Annotated in this window: 13 protein-coding genes; 5 read left to right on the forward strand and 8 right to left on the reverse strand. The window is 55.4% G+C overall.

Features of this window, described 5'->3' with window-relative positions:
• Window positions 1-142 precede the first annotated feature (142 nt).
• The 4 genes from KTE_RS19380 to KTE_RS19395 form a co-directional block, all read right to left on the reverse strand.
• Entirely contained in the window at window positions 143-2,404 is a 2,262-nt protein-coding gene (locus KTE_RS19380) for a sodium-translocating pyrophosphatase (RefSeq protein ID WP_201383701.1), read from the reverse strand.
• A gap of 919 nt (window positions 2,405-3,323) precedes the next feature.
• Window positions 3,324-4,757 (reverse strand): putative manganese-dependent inorganic diphosphatase, encoded by a 1,434-nt coding sequence (locus KTE_RS19385; protein ID WP_236600486.1) that lies wholly within the window; start codon window positions 4,755-4,757, stop codon window positions 3,324-3,326.
• Window positions 4,739-4,978 carry a DHH family phosphoesterase gene (locus KTE_RS19390; RefSeq protein WP_201383702.1) on the reverse strand — a complete coding sequence of 80 codons (240 nt, stop codon included), beginning with the start codon at window positions 4,976-4,978 and terminating at the stop codon, window positions 4,739-4,741. The genes KTE_RS19385 and KTE_RS19390 overlap by 19 nt, the downstream gene beginning before the upstream one ends.
• A 291-nt stretch (window positions 4,979-5,269) precedes the next feature.
• Entirely contained in the window at window positions 5,270-7,045 is a 1,776-nt protein-coding gene (locus KTE_RS19395) for a M28 family peptidase (RefSeq protein ID WP_201383704.1), read from the reverse strand.
• Window positions 7,046-7,437: 392 nt separating this feature from the next.
• Here KTE_RS19395 and KTE_RS19400 point away from each other — a divergent pair, with 392 nt between their 5' ends.
• Window positions 7,438-8,955 (forward strand): EsaB/YukD family protein, encoded by a 1,518-nt coding sequence (locus tag KTE_RS19400; RefSeq protein WP_201383706.1) that lies wholly within the window; start codon window positions 7,438-7,440, stop codon window positions 8,953-8,955.
• Window positions 8,956-9,035: 80 nt separating this feature from the next.
• Here the strand turns inward: KTE_RS19400 and KTE_RS19405 are convergent, their stop codons facing one another.
• The gene (locus tag KTE_RS19405) at window positions 9,036-10,139 is read right to left on the reverse strand and encodes a polyprenyl synthetase family protein (protein ID WP_201383708.1); all 1,104 of its coding nucleotides are present in this window, start codon (window positions 10,137-10,139) and stop codon (window positions 9,036-9,038) included.
• Window positions 10,140-10,304: 165 nt separating this feature from the next.
• The gene (locus KTE_RS19410) at window positions 10,305-10,781 is read right to left on the reverse strand and encodes a hypothetical protein (protein WP_040443975.1); all 477 of its coding nucleotides are present in this window, start codon (window positions 10,779-10,781) and stop codon (window positions 10,305-10,307) included.
• 282 nt (window positions 10,782-11,063) lie between these two features.
• Here KTE_RS19410 and folP point away from each other — a divergent pair, with 282 nt between their 5' ends.
• The 3 genes from folP to KTE_RS19425 all read left to right on the forward strand — a co-directional run bounded on the left by folP (window position 11,064) and on the right by KTE_RS19425 (window position 15,339).
• Entirely contained in the window at window positions 11,064-11,885 is an 822-nt protein-coding gene (folP, locus tag KTE_RS19415; RefSeq protein ID WP_201383710.1) for a dihydropteroate synthase, read from the forward strand.
• 111 nt (window positions 11,886-11,996) lie between these two features.
• The gene (locus KTE_RS19420) at window positions 11,997-13,415 is read left to right on the forward strand and encodes a folylpolyglutamate synthase/dihydrofolate synthase family protein (RefSeq protein ID WP_201383712.1); all 1,419 of its coding nucleotides are present in this window, start codon (window positions 11,997-11,999) and stop codon (window positions 13,413-13,415) included.
• Window positions 13,416-13,713: 298 nt separating this feature from the next.
• On the forward strand, window positions 13,714-15,339 hold the full coding sequence (locus tag KTE_RS19425) for a long-chain fatty acid--CoA ligase (RefSeq protein WP_201383714.1): 1,626 nt from the start codon (window positions 13,714-13,716) through the stop codon (window positions 15,337-15,339).
• Window positions 15,340-15,415: 76 nt separating this feature from the next.
• On the opposite strand, the gene KTE_RS19430 is transcribed toward KTE_RS19425, so the two are convergent.
• Together KTE_RS19430 and KTE_RS19435 are read right to left on the reverse strand one after the other, a co-directional pair.
• Window positions 15,416-17,053, reverse strand: coding sequence for an asparagine synthase-related protein (locus KTE_RS19430; protein ID WP_201383716.1), 1,638 nt, complete (start codon window positions 17,051-17,053; stop codon window positions 15,416-15,418).
• A 157-nt stretch (window positions 17,054-17,210) separates the two neighbouring features.
• Window positions 17,211-17,489 (reverse strand): hypothetical protein, encoded by a 279-nt coding sequence (locus KTE_RS19435; RefSeq protein WP_201369140.1) that lies wholly within the window; start codon window positions 17,487-17,489, stop codon window positions 17,211-17,213.
• A gap of 303 nt (window positions 17,490-17,792) precedes the next feature.
• Between KTE_RS19435 and KTE_RS19440 the strand changes: the two genes are divergently transcribed.
• Entirely contained in the window at window positions 17,793-18,743 is a 951-nt protein-coding gene (locus tag KTE_RS19440; RefSeq protein ID WP_201383718.1) for a hypothetical protein, read from the forward strand.
• Window positions 18,744-18,809 lie beyond the last annotated feature (66 nt).

The raw sequence follows: 18,809 nt of genomic DNA on the forward strand, positions 1-18,809 counted from the left end.
CGCATGATCCAGCGAAAAGTGTGATGCACGTCATGGGATATCCTTGCTTTAGGGGAGGGATATGACAGAAGAGCAGGCCCTTCAGCCTCTCATTATCGGGAGACTGAAGGGCCTGCTTAAGCACTGAAAAACGTGTTTGGGCTTAGGGGTGCAGAGCCACGAAGAGCGGGGCCAGCACCAGGGTGATCGTGCTCAGTAGCTTAATCAAGACGTGTAGCGAGGGACCCGCCGTATCCTTGAAGGGATCGCCGACGGTGTCGCCAACTACGCTGGCCTTGTGGGCCTCGCTTTTCTTACCCAGGATGATGCCGTCCGGATCGAGTGAATCAACGACCTCACCTTTTTCGTTTACGCGTAGGTAGCCAGCCTCAATGAACTTTTTGGCGTTATCCCAGGCACCACCACCGTTATTGAGGAAGAGGGCCATCACGATACCACCCATGGTGCCAACCATGAGCAGGCCCGCTCCGGCCTGGGGACCCAGGATCGTCCCGACCGCGATAGGCGTAAGCACGGCGATGACTCCAGGCAGGATCATGGCGCGCAGGGCGCCACGCGTGCTGATATCGACGCAACGCGCGTAATCAGGATCGACGCGGTCTTCAACCTTCTCGGCCATGATCTTGGGATTCTCGCGGAACTGGCGACGCACCTCTTCGATCATGTTCTGCGCGGCTCTACTGACCGCGCGGATGGCAAGCGAGCTAAAGAAGAAGATGAGCGTCAGGCCGAGCAGCGCCGCGATAAAGACTGTGATGTTCGACAGGTCCACATGGTAGACGTCGGGATTTTTCGTGTAGGAGAAAAGCACATCCAGATAGGCGCTGAAGAGCAGGAACGCGGCCAGGGCGGCTGAGCCAATGCCATAGCCCTTGGTCAGGGCCTTGGTGGTGTTGCCAACGCTATCCAGGGCATCGGTCACATCGCGTACAGCTTCAGGCTGATTGCTCATCTCGGTGATTCCACCGGCGTTATCGGTGATGGGACCAAAGGTATCCATCGCCAGAACATAGGCGCAGCTCATGAGCATACCCATAGTCGCGACCGCGGTTCCATAGATACCACCAGGATTGATCGCCGTGGGGAGGCCACTGTTGGTTGGGAAAGTAACGTGGCTTCCAAGGAAGAAGGAGAGACCAAGCGCGCAACTAATCGCGATAACGGGAAGCGCCACGCACTCGAAGCCGACCGAGATGCCGGAAATGATGGTTGTCGCCGGGCCTGTGAGCGAGGCCGCCGCGATCTCGCGTACAGGCCGCCAGGTACCGGAGGTATAGTACTGTGTGATATAGACAAAGGCGATGCTGAGCACAATGCCAACAAGACCTGACAGGCCATACCAGGCCCAGGGGGCAAGCCCGGCGGCACCGACCGCTTTGCTGTCGCCAAACAGGAGATAGCTGCCTACAAAGACGCCGATACCTGCCAGGATACAGGTAATCCAGTAGCCAATAGTCAGCTGGCGCATGGCGATATCGCCAGGATCGCGACCCGCGGCCTTATCAGGCTCAATGACGGCCGATTTGCGTACCGAGAGCAGGCCAATAGAGGAGGCAATCAAGCCAAATGCGCTCATAACCAGGGGGAAGAGGATCCAACTCGGGCTTCCCGTGGCTGTATAGAGCGTAACACCCAGAATCATCGCGCCGATATTCTCGGCGGCGGTGGACTCGAACAGGTCTGCACCACGACCCGCGCAGTCGCCAACGTTATCTCCCACCAGGTCCGCAATGACGGCGGGATTACGTGGATCATCCTCGGGAATGTTGGCCTCAACCTTGCCCACCAGGTCTGCGCCGACGTCAGCGGCCTTGGTGTAGATGCCACCACCTAGTTGCGCAAAAAGCGCGACAAAGCTCGCACCAAAGCCAAAGCCGATGATGAGCGAAGGCGCCACCGAAGGGTTGCTCAGGCCGTTATAGGCCGTGAAGAGAATCGAGACGCCTAGCAACGAGAGCGCCACCACCAGGAAACCGGAGACCGCGCCGCCGCGTAGCGAGACAATCAGGGCCTCTCCCAGGCTGCGCGTGGCTGCGCTGGCGGTGCGGCTATTGGATTTGACCGCTACGTACATACCAATGTAGCCTGAGAGGCCTGAGCAGAGCGCGCCAATGATGAAGGCAATCGCTGTGTGCCAGGCGAGCGAGAGGCGGTCAGCGTCGGTCCCCTTACTAAATAGGTAAAGGACGGTGGCTACAACAATGGCCGCAACGATAGAGAGCGTCGCGATGGTGCGATATTGGCGATTGAGAAAGGCCATGGCGCCCTGGAAAATGGCGTTCGCGACTTTTTGCATTGCGGGCGTGCCCGTATCCTTGCGTAGGACCGAGTTTGCCAGGCTAATGGCAAAGATGATAGCGAGCACCCCAACGACGATGGGTACCCAAATATAATAGTTACTCACAATACCTCCTTACAGGGATGAGGGTGATGTGATCCGCGTTGATCAACTCACTTGCGTTTTTCTGAATGCTCTTATCTTGCATTCAGATCAGCCGGAGGCTAGACGCGGAGCGCCGTCTCTGAATGAGCATGAAGTGTGTGGGCCTCAACAAAGTTATCAGGTGCATAGTTCACAAATGCTGGCTTTCTCACAACCCCCTCCGCCTCTTAGGCTCAGCGCTCCTGATCCCAACTTCTGTGGAAAACCCGAGTCGAAAGATAGTGTAACATACGCGCGTCTTCTGTGACAAGAGTATTCTATTTAATCTGAGGCACAGCGTGTTATGAAGTGGAATTAAAAAATGTCTACTAAGCGTACAATTGTTACACTCATACCTAAACACTGTCTGCTTGCCACGGTGATATATGTATTCCTACCTCTAAACTCCACAATATTACGAGTAAAGATATGCTTGTTGTGGATAAAAAGGATAAACGATCCTGGCCAGCAATAGAGGCAATAATTGTAAGAGATTGTAGCATAAAATTATGCAGGCGCAATTCTCTTGGCTGGCATGTAGAGCCTTTTGAACGTTACTGTTGAGTATTTGAACGTCTTCTGCCTAAGGGTTGATTTGCAAATAATGTAATTAGGAAATGTATATTTAATGTAAGTATTGCATAGCTAGTAGGCTGAGAAATTGGTTGTAAACAGTGTATACGCTAAAGTGGTGAAATGCGATGGTGCGCAAAGCATGAAATGACTGTTTTGCTAGGACCTGGCAAAAAAGAGGCGCGATAGAGGTGGAAAATTATTGTAACTGCTGTTTATATAGACTATGTGTGAGTGGCCTGGCGCTACTGGCATATGCCAGTAGCGCCAGGCCACTCTTATCCCTATTCTCTTGTGTATTTCTTTGGCAGCAGCGTAACGGAGATGCTTAGTGAACGCCCGCGTGGTTCGCGATCAGGTGCTGGATGCGAGAGAGTTGAGGTACCATCTGCTTCTTACGCGAGACCATCCCCTCAACCATAATGGAATGCCCGCTAGCTTCGAGCGGAACATTAAAGGCATCAGCCGTCGCGTCCTCGTAGCCATGAATGAGGAGGTGGCAATTCATATTGATTATATCGACAATCATGAATAGGAAGGAGGTGTAGTTATGCTTCTGCGAGAGCAGTTTCATTGTTTGCAGCAGCTCGGTGGTCCGCTTCTCTACCACGGCGGGGCTGGCGGTCTCTACCGTGCCAACCGCGAAGGTGACATCCTGAACCGTAAACTCCTTGAAGTCTGAGGTCAGCAGTTCCTCGGCGCTACGGTCGTTGAGTTCACTGGCACCCGCTTCAAAGGCGGCCTGACCAAACTCCTGTAAGTCGACCTGTGCGATGGCGGCTAACTTATGTGCGACCTCGACATCGCGTGGTGTGCAGGTTGGTGAACGCAGGATCAGCGTATCATAGAGTAAGCCTGCGAGCATGAGGCCAGCGACATCGCGTGGAATTTCGATGTCGGCTTCGCGGTAGAGGCTATAAATCAGGGTGCCGGTGCAGCCTACAGGCTCAGAGCGGAAGAAAATGGGCTTGTTCGTATGCACATTGGCGATGCGGTGATGGTCGATAATACCCAGGAGTTCGGCTTCTTCCGCGCCGTCAATTGACTGCGAGGGTTCGTTGTGGTCGACGAGGAAGATGCGCTTAGGGCGAGCCTTTAAGATATCGCTACGCGTAATAAAGCCGACGAGTTTTCCCTCGTTGTCCACGACTGTGAGCGAGCGTTCGCGCTGTAGTTTGGCCTGCACATCGCTCATCAAATCGTCGGGATGGCAGGAGGCGAACTCGCGCTCCATGAGATCTTCAACACAGATGCTCAGGTTGATCAGGCGCACAGCGGTAAAGGTATGATAGCTGGTGTTTAAGACCATAACCCCTTGTTCGCGAGCGGCTGATAGGACCTGCTCGGAGACATTGAGATCGCCTGTGATGACCAGGGCGGCGGCTCCGCGCTGGATCGCGGTCAACTGGGCATCCTCGCGGTTGCCAATTACCACGAGGCAGCCTGGCTCGACATAGTCAGCCATGCTTTCAGCCTGCATGGCGCCGACAAGGACCCGGTTGCCCAACTCGCGCCGACCTTCGACAAGGATGCGCCCCTTCAGGACTTTGATCAGATTATCGCGCTTGAGGGGGATGCGATTGACGGTCTGGGGATCGAGATCATGGAAGAAGAGTTTGGCAAAATCTTTATTGGTGATAATTCCATAGACTTTATTCTCATCGTCTACCACGGGCATAGTCTGCCGGTTGTGTTCCTGCATCATCTGCCCAGCCTCAAGCAGGGACTGATTGAGATGCGCTGTCAGGACGTCCTGGCGCATAAAATCCTGTACTTGCAGGTAGATATGTTCCAGGGCCTGGGGGGAGTGACCTGAAAGCGCTCGAGCGCATAGCGAATTTCCGGCTTGAGTTGACCGTGACGAGCGGGTATAACATTCTCCTGGCCCTGAAGCTGTAAGAGGCGTGCATAGGCATAAGCCGAGGCCACGGAGTCCATATCTGAATTTTTATGTCCGATTACATAGATAGACTGTTGTGCCATAGATGAAATTTCTCCAAATCAGGCTGCTTCTGTGCTTGCTTGGTGTATAGGTGACCATCGAATTATCGCTAGATTTGCAAGCATCGTCAAGTAGTGTTGGCTCAGATTCAATGTAACAATTGTATCATGATTGGCTGCTTTCGCAAGTGGTTTAGCCTCTGAAGGCCTTTGCCATGCCCTTTTATTCTTATGCAACGTCTGCTACAAAGATAGCGTGTGAAGCGATGAACATCTTCGGCATTTTTCGCTTCACACACTTGACACTGAACGTGGTAGGCGCAGTGCCGTCTTTTAGACTTTTTTCTGGTTAAGTAGGCGGTGGCTAACGAGCCACCAGGTCAATCCGCCAACGATAAGTAAGATACCTAAGGCAATGAACCAGTAGATAAAAACGGGTTGTGTCTCCGTTTGCCTGGGCGTATTGGTTGCGACTACCTGGGTGTGTATGACGCTATCCGTTAAGGCATCATTGGTCGTTGGCAGTTGGACCGCTGGATTTCGGCGTGGTGTCCCACTGGGTTGGTATGCAGCATAGGAATTATCAAACGTCTGGGCCTTGTCCGTGATGGTGAGCGTTTTGCTGATCTTGCGCGTTCCCGATGTGTTGCTGGCTGTTAGGGTTAGCGTGTAGGTGCCAGCGTGCGTATATGCATGAGAAACGGTATTCCCTGTGGCCCTGGCTCCATCACCGAAGTCCCAGGCGTATTGTATAGGCTCGTTCTTTCCCGTGGGATCATAGCCTTGTGCACTCAAGCTGATTGGTTGCTGGGTGACGGTTTTGCCTATATCAGCTATATCGGCAATAGGCCCTGGGAGAAGAGTGCTCTTGCTCGTCTCGCCGGCGATATCGGGCTGGTGAAGCATCCAGGTTGTTATCATGCCTGGCAGCGCCAGGGCCAGCGTCAGGGCATTAGATTTCTTTGATCCTCCCTGCGCAAAGGTATTCATGAGTTGAATGGTATCGTCACGCTGGTCGTAAGGATAGGACCACGCGGGTGGATGGTTGTCATAATATGTTGCGTTCCCGACGATGGTCGCGCAGGGAAGCCCCGCCAGGGTAAATGGCACCTGGTCGCTTGATCCCAGGGTGTCATCCTCAATCTTGACCAGGCTTAGCTGCTCAGGTGTAAAGATGGGTTGTGCTACCTCCTGCAAGCCATCGTGATAGGTGAGTCCTTTATAGCCCATGGTTTGAAACTGTTGGAAGACCGCGGACAGCGCTTGCCCCAGCAAGTTACGAAAGCGCTGGATATGCTGGCGTTGCTCGCTCGAAAGGGCTTCTTGATGAGGGTAGAGCTCATTTGATTGAAGCGGCGAGACATCGATTGTAAGCGGAAGCTGCGGATTGGCGAGCTGTCCCAGGTAGCGCAGAGGGTAGGCGATCCCGTTTTGTTCTTCATTAAACATGGCGACTATATTCTTCATGTCGCCATTGGCGAGCTCGTTTGCATACTGAAATGAGCCATATAAGCCCTGCTCCTCAGCATCGAAGAGCACGAAACGCAATGTGCGTGCTGGATAGACCTGGTTGGCGCGCCAGAACTGGCCCAGGGCCCTGGCGATACCTAACTCAATGGCACAGCCGCTGGCGTCATCATAGGCTGATTGGGTTGAGATGGCTTCTCCATCATAATGACAGCCAATGACGACGATCTGTTCGGGATGCAGCGCCCCTGGAACGCTCTTCTCGATGTTGTATGCGGGCGAGGTCGCGCCTCGCCCGGACCAGCCCTTGATAGAGAATGCATCTCGCGTTTCTAATGAGGCAAACCCCTGCAAATTGCGAGTCATCTCCTGCATCCAGTAGTTAGCAAAGCCTGTGTGACCATTCTGTCCAGCCGCCTGAGGGTTATCGTATCCGGCCTCGCGGTGCTGAAAGCGGGTCGCCATAGTGGCGAGCTGCGTATAGATATAATCCGGCTCGACTGTAGGGAAGTTGCTCGTTATCTGGACCTGGTGTGCCTGCCTATGTGACTGCACGCTGGACCCGGCCAGTACGACTGAAGACCCGAGTAACTGTATACACAGACAGAGCAGTAACGCAAGTGATAGTGAGTGCCTGGACATGATGAAATGCTCCTTGTTGTCGCTCTTCAGGCAGGCATTAGTGTACCTCGCTGTCTGTCTGGGAAGAAGCAAGCATGCATATCTCTATACATCGAGGTGAGCGGCCTGAAATTAATATGCTCGCCTGGCGCAAATCTCTAATAAAACTATGCAGATTCGCGGCTCAATATCACATATGCGTTATCTTAATGCCTTAGCTATCTTCTTGTTATTGCATCCTGAGCCTGACTTACGTATTGTAGGGCCCTGGTGAAGAAAGTGAGAAGAGTTGCTAGAAAAGTAGCCTATTCTACTTATTTTTTGCTGGCAAAACAAGACATCATGCTACACTGTGATCCATAAATGCAAATATAGCGCGTATTTGTCTCGTAGACAGGTTAATTGGGAGGCCTATGCGTACACTTGAAGTGCTTATTGAGAAGGACGCCTTTAGTGTGCCTCAGCCGCTAGAGGTGGTAGCGGATACGCCGGTGTCGGCCCTGGTCCCCACGCTCGTGGATGAATTTCACCTGCCCCAGACGGATCTCTTCGGCCAGAGGTTGAACTATCGGCTTCGCCCTACTCCAGGTGGCGACGTGTTGCCAGAGAATATCACTCTGGCCAGGGCAGGTATTACCACCGGGACACGCCTGATGCTTGAGGCCTCGGTCGCTGGTGAGGGAGACCTGCTGTTTGTGCCTTTAATGGGCGCGTCTCAAAGTGCCGCATCTCCTGGTAATTCCTTGCATAGTTCGCAGACAATGGATGATGAGACAGGGTTCTCGCCCTTGCGAGAGCCTTCTTTACCAAAAAAAAGGAAAAAGCAGAGCCGGCGGGCATTTCTAGTGCTGGGTGGTCTTGCCCTGGCTGGCGGAGGTGTGGCCTATGCCGGTGTTCATGGTTGGCTACCTGGCCCCTTGCATCCAGCTATGCAGCCGCAAGGCCAAATGCCCGGGAAAAGCAAGAATGCCACCCCTCCTCCTACATCAGCGAAGCCGCAAGTCCCCAATAGTGCCAAGACAATCACTGTCTTTGCCCACCACCAGGGGCAGATACAGAGTGTTCGCTGGTCCCCTGATGGGCAGATGATCGCCAGTGGGGGCAATGATGCACGCGTGTATCTCTGGCAGCCTAATGGAACCATCAAGCAGAACTTTCAGTTGCCAGCACCTGTCTCAGCTCTGGCCTGGGCGCCAGATGGGCAGCGGCTGGCGGTGGGCGCGAATACGCAGGTAAATTTCTTTAATACGGGACAGAAGACCATGCTGGGGCGTCCCGTACGCGCCCATATCGGACGTGTGACGAGCCTGGCCTGGGCTGGACAGGGTGGGCAACAGGTTGTCTCGGGAGGGCTGGATCATCGGGCCATTGTCTGGGACAGCACAACCTATCGCCCTCTCCACGTGTTTCAGCGTCATACGACTGCGATAGAATCCGTCTCCTGGAACGCGGCTGGAGATGTAGTTGCCTCCTCTTCGCTGGGGGGCGTCATACGCGTCTGGCGGGCCGCGACCGCCAAGGAGACACACGGACTCTTTATGGATGTGGCCCCCACCATGCGCGCCGTTGCCTTTGAGCCGGGAGGGATGCGCCTGGCCTCTGCGGGCAGCGATGGAGTGTTGCGTATTTGGAATGGGGAGGTCTGTCAGCAACCGGGGCAGGGACGTTTTGGCCCACAGTGCATGGATGCGCCGATGCGCCTACCTGTTACCAAAGCTGCGTTGCTAAGCCTGGCCTGGTCACCGGATGGACGCTTTATCGTGGTAGGGAGCCAGGACGGTACCCTGGCATTCTTCTATCCCGAGAAAAGCCAGAAGCCTCTATTTGTCATGCATCAGGGGACTCCTGTGACGAGTGTTGCCTGGAGCCATGATGGGAAGCATGTCGTTACGGCGACCGGTCAGAACGCGACCGTCTGGGAGTTGCTATAGACGACGCTGCTGAAGCACGCGTCTACATATGACATTTCATGATATGTAGACGCGTGCTTCAGCAGCGTCGGGCCGCCACACTACTGCGCGGCTGCGGCCACGAAGTCGATCAAGACACGCATGTCTTCCATCGCTCGTGTCGAGACCTCGGCTTGTTGTGCGGGGACGCTGGCCAGGGCCTCGCGTGCTCGCTCACTCTGTTGAGCCAGAAACTGGCGGCAATAGTCACGCGTTCCTGTGCGCTCCAGAATGGCCAGCACTTCGTCGACCTGCTCCTTCTCCAGCGGCTCCGCCTGCTGGTAGATACGCGTCAGCGCGGCTTGTTCTTCGGGCGTGGCCTGTTCACGTGCATGGAGGATGGGGAGACTCTGCTTGCGGCGGTAGATGTCGCCCGCTTCGGTCTTGCCCAGCTCTTCTCTGCTGGCCCAGACGCCCAGGAGATCGTCGCGCACCTGAAAGGCGATGCCAATGGCCTCGCCAAAGCTGCGCAGGCGTGTGATCGCCTCTTCGTTGCGTGTGCTCAGTCTCGCGCCCATCTCCGCCGAGCAAGCCATCAATTCAGCCGTCTTGCGGCGAATCATGTCGATATACATGGAGACCGAGATATCCTGGCGTCCCTCAAAGCTCACGTCCAGGTATTGGCCCTCGGCAACGACTAAACATGCCTTATCCAGGCACGCACCCAGGCGAGCCGCGATGTCGCCCTCGACGCCCTCATCAAGGACGCCCCAGAGCGCCAGGCGCGAGAGCGCAAACATGCCATCACCGGAGTTGATGCCATTGGGCATGCCCCACACTGTCCACAGGGTTGGGCGATGGTGCCGCTCAGTATCCCCATCGACAATATCATCATGAATCAATGTGAAGTTATGGGTTAGCTCGACTGCTGCTGCGGCTGGCAGAGCCCGGCGCAGGTAGTCTGGATTGCTTGTCTGTTCCCAGGAGCCCACAGCCTCATAGGCTAGCAAGAGCAAGGTTGGGCGCATAAGTTTGCCGGCGTTGCTCCGCATGGCCTGGAAGTGGCGATCAACCCAGCCCAGGTGATAGCGCATCTGCCCATAATACTCTTGAAGGTTATGAGTGTCATCACGCTCAGCGAGACGCTCGAAGGCGCTATGAAGCGCGCTATCAATCGCCTGCTGGTGGCGAAGTAATGTTGCTTGTAGCGTTGATGTTAAAGTCATAAACGTACGAATCTTTCCTTACGGAGTGTTCTCAGCATCTGCGACGCTTCGCAGGGGTCAGGGTGTGCGGACGGTAGCCGCGTACGCAAATAGCGGCTACTGCTCCACACACCCTGACCCGGCGAGCCACGCAGTGGCGAGAAGTCCTGAATAGATAAGCCCCAATTATGGTTTAATATAATACAAGCCAATCGCGAGCACGGCACCGATAAGTGCCAGGCTGCCAGCTATTCCCCTGATGCCCCCGATGCGATAGAACGGGGAACAGAGATCGCAGTAGCGGTTGGTATACTGGTAGCGATGACCGCGCATACCTTCACGAATAATCGTCACATCCTCAGTTTTGCGCCTGGTATGTAGTTCATCACAAATGTGGCGACCACAGCCCTTACACTGAAAGTGATCGACAAAATGCGACGTCTTCGAAATAGACCATTGATCCGGATAGACCTGGGTTCCACAGACGTAGCAGACCTGTGTACTGGCCAGGCGCATCTGTTTCTCTGCGCAGGGTGAATGTTGCTGCTTGGGAAAGTGATCCTGGCAGAAACCCTGATGACAATCTGGACAACGCCCAAGCGCCTCGGCATCACACTCTTTACATCGGCGGCTAGGGCTTACACGATGAAGACGTTTTGGCACATTCCTTAGGGTCATAATACGTATGCTCTCACAATCTTTTTTTCTGGGTCTGGCGGATTACATTGAGCGTTATTGGATTATACATGGTTCTAATGCTTATTATATCAAGCCTGTCGCAAGTATAACATTTGCACATTGCCCCAGACAACGAAACAGGCTATTATGTCAGCAAGACCCTTGTTAGCTGGTGTTGGATGGCACGTGTTGGGCTTTAACTGGCACGTACCACTTACCATCAGTGCTACCATATTTGGCATATCTCTTATTATAGAGGTTAGATAGATGGCGTTCTCTCTTCCCCTGGCTCCCACAATCTGGCGTCAGCATAGCCTGGAGTGGGGCCAACAAACGCATGTTATGGGGATCGTGAATGTGACCCCCGATTCCTTTTCAGGTGATGGCCTGCGACGCGAAGAACTGGCTCCTGATGAAGTAGCACAGCGCGCGCTGATCCAGGCTCAGGCCTTTGTCGGCGAAGGGGCGCGCATGATTGATGTGGGCGGTGAGTCCACGCGCCCAGGCTTCCCGGCTGTCTCCGCGCAGGAGGAGATGCAGCGCGTTCTCCCCGTGATCAGGGCCCTGCGTGCCTCCTTGCCTGCGGAGGTAATTATCTCTGTCGATACCTATAAGGCCGAGGTGGCAGAGAAGGCCCTGGAGGCCGGAGCCGATATGCTCAACGATATCTGGGGCCTGCACAAAGATTCCCGCATGGCCCAGGTCGCCCACGCGCATGGCGTGCCAATCGTACTTATGGCGAACATGCGCGAGACCGTGAAGCGCGAGATTGTCAGTGATGTCACGCGTTTCCTCGCGCGCAGTATCGATATGGCTTTAGCAGCTGGTGTGCCCTGGGAGTACCTGGTCATCGATCCCGGCATAGGCTTTGGCACGACCTCGCATGAGAACCTGGCGCTCTTGCATCGCCTGGGCGAACTGCGGACCCTGGGCCGTCCCATCCTGTTGGGAACCTCGCGTAAGTCAACTATTGGCCAGATTTTGGGGGGGTGCCTCCCGAAGAGCGCGTCGAGGGAACCGCGGCCACCGTGGCGCTGGGTATTGCCCAGGGAGCCGATATCGTGCGCGTCCACGATGTACGCGAAATGATGCGTGTCGTGAAGATGAGCGACGCCGTTGTGCGTGGTAGCTACACTCTTCCATCCTGATTCCTGCGCTTTTGTTTATAGCGCAGTCGGCAAGTAAAGGAAAACATTTACCGTGAATTACCAGGAAGCACTCGCCTACATTTATGGCTTTACTGACTATGAGCGTAGCGGCAAGTATACCCGTGACCGCAACGAGAATCTCACGCGTACCGCACGCTTGCTAGAACTCCTTGATAACCCTCATCGTAAGTACACTAATACGCTGATCGCGGGCACCAAGGGCAAGGGTTCGACGGCGGCAATGATCGAGCGCGTGCTTCGCGAGGCTGGCAGCACCACCGGGCTTTATACCCAACCTGATCTGCACACCTTCCGCGAACGTATACGCGTCAACGGCGCCCTGATCGCAGAAGACGAGGTGGCTGAGCTGATTCCCACAATCAAACATGAGGTGGAGCAGATTCAAGCCAGCCAGGAGTATGGTCCCTTTATTACCTACGAGATCGGCACGGCGCTGGCCTTCCTCTATTTCGCGCAACGGCAGGTGCAGCATGCCGTCGTGGAGGTGGGCCTGGGTGGCCGCCTGGACGCTACCAATCTCACCCATCCCCTCGTATCGGTTATCACCTCGATCAGTTATGATCATATGAATGTGCTTGGCAATACGCTGCGGGAGATCGCGACCGAGAAGGCCGGAATCATCAAGGATCACGGCATCGTGGTTACCTCTGCGCATGATCCCGAGGCTCTGTTAGCCATCGCGGCGGTCGCCAGGCAGCGCGAGGCTCGCATGATCCGTGTCGGGTCAGCGGATGCAGATCCAGCTCAACAAGACGTTGAGGCAGGCAACTTGCCGCCTTTAAGCTATCGCTACCGCCTGGAGGAGCGCCTGGGGGAGCGCCAGCGCTTTAGCGTCTGGACGCCACAACGCGAATATACGGGCCTCGAGCTGGCTCTGGCTGGCGAGCATCAGTTAGAGAATGCGGCGGTCGCGCTGGCAACCCTGGAGCAGTTGCGCGAGCAGGGCCTGACCTGGGATGAGGACGCCTTGCGCCGGGGTCTGGCCTCTGTACAATGGCCTGCGCGTATCGAGGTCGTGGGACGCCAGCCTACCGTTGTCGTCGATGGCGCGCACAATACCGACTCCATGCAGAAGCTCGTACAGGCCCTGCGCACAACCTTTGCGCCTCGTCGTCTGCTCTTCGTCCTGAGCACCTCGAAGGACAAGGACCAGGAGGGGATGATCCAGACCCTCGCTGACGCTGACGTTGTCGTCCTGACTAGTATGCATAACCCACGCGTTACACCACTGGAGACACTCTCCTCGCTCTTCGCCCAGCATGCCCCCGGCGTCGAACTCCATAGCGCACCCACAAGCGAAGAGGCCCTCGACCTCGCTGTGCGCCTGGCTGAGAAGGACGACCTGGTCTGCGCCACCGGCTCCATCTATCTTGCGGGCGAAGCCATCCGCTGGGCCGCCGCCCGAGGCGACCAGCGCGCCGCCGCCGAAATAGAGGGCGTTGATCATTAACCTCTTATTATTATCGCGAGCAAAAAACTGGAAATGAGTGAGCATGAGTGCATTGGGCATCTGCCCAATGCACTCATGCTCACTCATTTCTTCTTGAGCGCCGCAGGCGCGAGAAGAGAGGATGCCACCCCGAACGGTGCGCGTGTGCTATAATTGCGTCTATATTCCACAGTCGGCGATATTTCAGACCGTTTCTCGCTTTTTCCGCATCTTCTGATCCGAACACCCTGAGCGCGAAGCGCTAGGCACGCAAGTGGCGTTGGGTTTCGGAATAAGATCATTACAAAGGAGAGGTGCTATGCAAGGTTTGATGATGGATTTCCCGCTGACGCTACAGCATGCCTTCAATCGCGCAATTCGTCTCTATCCCCGTAAAGAAATCGTAACCCAGACCGATGGCGAGCCTCACCGCTATACCTATAGCACATGGGGCAAACGCGTGTACCAGCTCGCCAATGCCCTCAAGCAGGCCGGTGTACAGGAAGGGGACCGCGTGGCTACTTTTGGCTGGAACACCTATCGTCACTTTGAGCTCTACTATGCTATCCCCTGTATGGGGGCCGTGCTTCACACGCTCAATATTCGCCTCTTCTCGGAACAACTCGCCTACATCGTCAATGAAGCCGAAGACACGATTATATTTGTTGATGCCGATCTAGTGCCCATTCTGGAGCAACTCGCCCCTCAGTTTCCTACGGTGAAGCTCTACGTCATTATGGGCGAGGCACCCTACGCCACGGGCGCGCTACAACCCTCTGTCGACTATGAGACCTTTATCGCGGAACAGCCCGAGAGCTACGATTGGCCCACCCTGGACGAGAACGCCGCGGCGGCGATGTGTTATACCTCTGGTACGACCGGCAATCCCAAAGGGGTCGTCTATTCCCATCGCTCGGCCTTTCTACACGCTATGGCATCCGGACTGGCAAACGGCCCCGCCCTGGGTGAGCAAGACGTGATACTACCCATTGTGCCGATGTTTCATGCCAATGCCTGGGGATTTGTACATGCCGCAGCTCTTTTCGGGTCAAAGGTCGTCTTCCCAGGACGCTTTATGGACCCCATGCGTATCGGCAGGCTGATGGAAAGCGAGCGTGTGACCTTTGCCGCAGGTGTGCCCACGATCTGGATCGGCTTATTGAACTTATTGGGTAAAGAACACTTTGACTTCTCGGTCCTGCGCTCGATTGTGTGCGGCGGCTCAGCGGTACCACAGGCTCTGATCGAGGGATTGCAGCAGCATGGCATCACGATCATCCAGGCCTGGGGGATGACCGAAACCTCGCCCCTGGCCTCTATATCGCAACTGCGTAGCCACCATCTTGATCAATCTCAGGAAGAGCAGTTTCGCATTCGTGCGCGCCAGGGGACCGTGGTGCCGGGAGTCGAGTTCCGGGTCGTCAATATCGAGACGGGCCAGGAGGTTCCCTGGGACGACGAGAGCTACGGTGAACTCCAGGTGCGTGGCCCCTGGGTGGCGCGGGCATACTACAAGGATAGCGAGTCCGCCGCCAAGTTCGCCGACGGCTGGCTACGCACCGGCGACGTCGCCGTAGTGGACCAGGATGGTATTATCCTGCTCATAGACCGAACAAAAGATGTTATAAAATCTGGTGGAGAATGGGTGAGTTCTGTAGAGCTTGAGAACCTACTCATGGGCCATCCCAAGGTCCTTGAGGCCTGTGTGATCGGTATTCCGCATCCTAAATGGTCGGAGCGCCCACTGGCCTGTGTCGTTCCCAAACCGGAGTATGTGGACCAGGTGACGAAAGAGGACATCCTCGATTACCTGCGCCCACGCGTGGCGAAGTGGTGGCTCCCCGATGACGTGATCTTTATCGATGCAGTTCCCAAGACCAGCGTCGGCAAATTCGACAAGAAGGTCTTGCGCAGCCAGTATGGCATGTACAGCCTCCCTTCTTGATTGACAAAAGGAATGAAGTATGTGAACGGCTGGCTGGAAGGGTTCTCCGACCCCTCCAGCCAGCCGTTCACGTCGCTTATGAGAAGCGTAGATCAAAGATCTGACAGAACAACTGTAACGTGACAATTGCCACGAGGGGGTGCTGCCCGCTTGTCAGGTTTCGACGGGCAGGAGGTCGACTCAACAGATTCTGTACAGCCTGTACATCGAAGAGTCCGCTAGCCCGTAGGGCCTCTTCAGAGAGGAGACGCTGCAAGAACTCAGATTGGCTGATCTGCCAGAGCGAGGCGCAGGGCAGGTGAAGCGGGAGCGCACTACCCTGAATGTCTGGCAGGCTTTGCTGCTGGGCGAGCCATTGTATAGGCGTCTCTCTATCAATAGAGCGCCCTTGTGGAGCCAGGCGCCGCGAGGCCAGGGCTGGCAGGATATGCTGGTGCAGGTAGGGAGAGCGCAGGGCCAACCTCTCCTGCTGGGCGAGACGGTAGACAGGTGTCACCAGGTGATCGGGGAGGCGCAGGTGAATATCGAGATAGGCGAGGCGTTGCTCCAGGTTATCCAGTTTCTCGGCCTGGCGGAACAGACGACGTGCGTGTAGGGTCTCCTCCCAGGGACTGGCCCCCTGTATGGCCTGGCGTAGCTCTGGGGTAAAAAAGGGCGCCAGGTCGTAGCCCTGGGTGGCGCGAATGGCCTCTGTATATGCCGCAAGTAGTTCTGACGTTGGCGACAACGCTTGTGAGGTCAACGTACGCGCGAGCAAGGGCGCTCCACCAAGTCCCGTGAGTGCCACACGCGCCCCGATCTCAAGCGCGCTGGTATGCAAGAGCTGATGCCAGGCCAGCAGGTTTGTCGTCAGACCTGGAGCTTCGCAGCCATAGATCGTAGCGCTCCAGAACTCGGCCTGGTCCAGTCCGGTAATCTCAAGCAAGGGATGCTGCCACTGGCTCGCCAGGTCGCGTAGTGCGCGCCAGCCTTCTCCGGTATGCCTCTGTCTATAATCAAAGCTGGCCAGTGTCATACGTGTGTCCGGGTTGGTTGAACCGGTGGAAGCTGACTGTTCTAGCTGCGTATGCGCGTAGGAGAGGGCGAGCAGAGACGCACTATCCATGCCTGTGAGTCCAATGACGCCTCCATGGGTGGGAAGTTGCCCCGCGCACACCTCTTCCAGGCGCTCTGAGAGCGCAGTAAGATCGGGTATGTTTCCTGGCTCTCCGGCCTCCAGCGCATTTTCACTTGCTGGGCTGACGACGAGTTTGGTGTGTTGCCAGCGCAGGTGCGCCCCCGCAGGCACAACCGAAATGCCCTTGAAGAAGGTCCAGGGGGCGGGAAGAAAACCATAGCGCTGCCAGGCCGCCAGTGCCCCGACATGTAATTGGCGCGGTACTCCCACAGCCAGCAAGGCCTTGATCTCGCTAGCGAAGAGCAGGTTCCCTGGGGCGGGCCAATCCTCGATATAGTAGAGCGGATGCAGCCCCGAGCGCGGCCTGCGATAGACCAGCGTACGGCGTTCAGGTATCCAGTCTAACAGGGGAGGCTCATCGTTCTGCCGCATGGCATAGGCCGAATCGGCGAAAGAGAGGATGCCAGCGCCGGGCAGGACGGAGCGCGCCTCAGTGCCGCCCAGGCGCTGTAGCGCCCTACTCATGACCTGCAGTACCTGCTCGATAGTTTCCTGAGGAACCTGCTCGCCGGTAATCCATCCCGCGAGAATTGCCATAATCGTTCCCTCTCATCCTGTAATTAATCTCGTACGCGAGTTATTTCTGATTAGTGGTGTGGAGCGTGCTGGCAGCCGCAGGCTGCCAGCACGCTCCACACCACTAATCAGGGCGAGCGCCGCAGGTGCGAGAAGTAGTACCAAAGGTGCAATAAGGCTAATTAATCCGATCTCTGCGCCAGGGTGTCTCTGAGCGTCGTATCCAGCGCTGGTTAAAGAAGATGTAGCTGTCTTCGCGGTCAAAGTATTCGTTTGTCAGGTCGCATTCATACCATTCGACCTCTGGCTTATCGGCGTGAAGCGTTTTGGTGAGATACTCGATGACGTCCAACCCCTCGGTCTGATCAATGCCAGGGAAGGTATCCTGGTCGATATCACCGTCAAATTCTAGTTCCTCAGCCCCTTGTTTTCCCCGTAACACATAGTAAATATACATGATAGTTCTCGCCCTTTCGACGGATTTGCAATAGTGGATTCACGCACAGCGTGCTGCTCTCTATGATATACCATGGAGCTATGCCTGTCAGCCCATGCTCCAGGTTTTCCTATCACTACACCCGGCACTTGTTGCAGATAGAAGAAAAGTAATGGTATATTTACTTTGAAGTAAAACAAGGCTCTAGCGGCTAATGTGGTTTTTAAATGCTTGAGTTCAAAACGCTTGCGGAGCCAGGTGAGCCTTGATACTGCGAATTGAAAAATGTAAATCTAAGCCACATTGAAAGCACGGGAGTCACGGATGTTTGTTCCCCTGGTGATCCTCTTGATCGCGGGTATTACGATTCTGTTAGGTTTGTTTTTTTCGCATCGTTCCCCCCACTCTGACTCACGATCCTTCCCTTATGACAGGTCGCAGCGTAATGCGTCGCGCGGCTTGAGCGAGGTCCGTGGGCGTGGGACATCAAGCAGACATTTGAGGCAAACCTATCATCACTATCGTTTTGAGCCACGCGCGAGCTTTCTCTCCTGGGCTGGATTGCAAAGCTCTGTAGCGAGCCGTTCACTCTATGGTTCCTTACTTATCCTGGCGACTTTTGTGATCGCTGGCTTCTGGCTCTGGGCAAGGGTCTTTTCGTCGTCGCCAACCATTTTGCAGCAGCAATATCCAGATGCCGCGGCTTCTGCGTCTCCTCCTGCCTCAACAAGCACTCCCTCGATCAATCAACAGCTCCAGGCATCCAAGGTCCTGGCGCGTGTGAGTCAGCTCGACCCCCAGCAGTATAACTCGACGCAGGAGTATAACACCTGGGCCTACTCGGCCTGCTCAGCGGCGGCAATGACCGAGGTTATTAACTCCTATCAAAAGGCCAATAATATGGGGAAGCAATATCGCATTACCGATATCTTAAGCACTGAAACCTCTGTACACGCCATCACCCCGGATCTGGGCTTGCTAGAACCGCTGGGAATAGACCGTACCGTGTCTCGCTTCGGCTTCCAGACCTCCTGGCTCAATAAACCCTCGATTCAGGACCTGGTGCGCATTGGTAACAGTGGCCGACCGATTATCATTAGCTTTCCACCTGATCGCTGGTCAGGTGGGCATCTGCTGGTTGCTCGTGGCGGCAATAATACAAGCGTTTACCTGGCCGATTCCTCGCGTTTGAATATGCAGGTCATGGACTACAAAACATTTAACAAGTACTGGGCTGGCTTTGCCGTAGTTGTAACTCCAAAGAATCAGAAGTAGGTTCTCAAAGCGGAACTTCCAATACAAAAAGAGCGAGGGTCGAAATTATTTCGGCCCTCGCTCTTT

It is taken from the genome of Ktedonobacter sp. SOSP1-85 (genome assembly GCF_016587415.1).
Classification (GTDB): Bacteria; Chloroflexota; Ktedonobacteria; order Ktedonobacterales; family Ktedonobacteraceae; genus Ktedonobacter.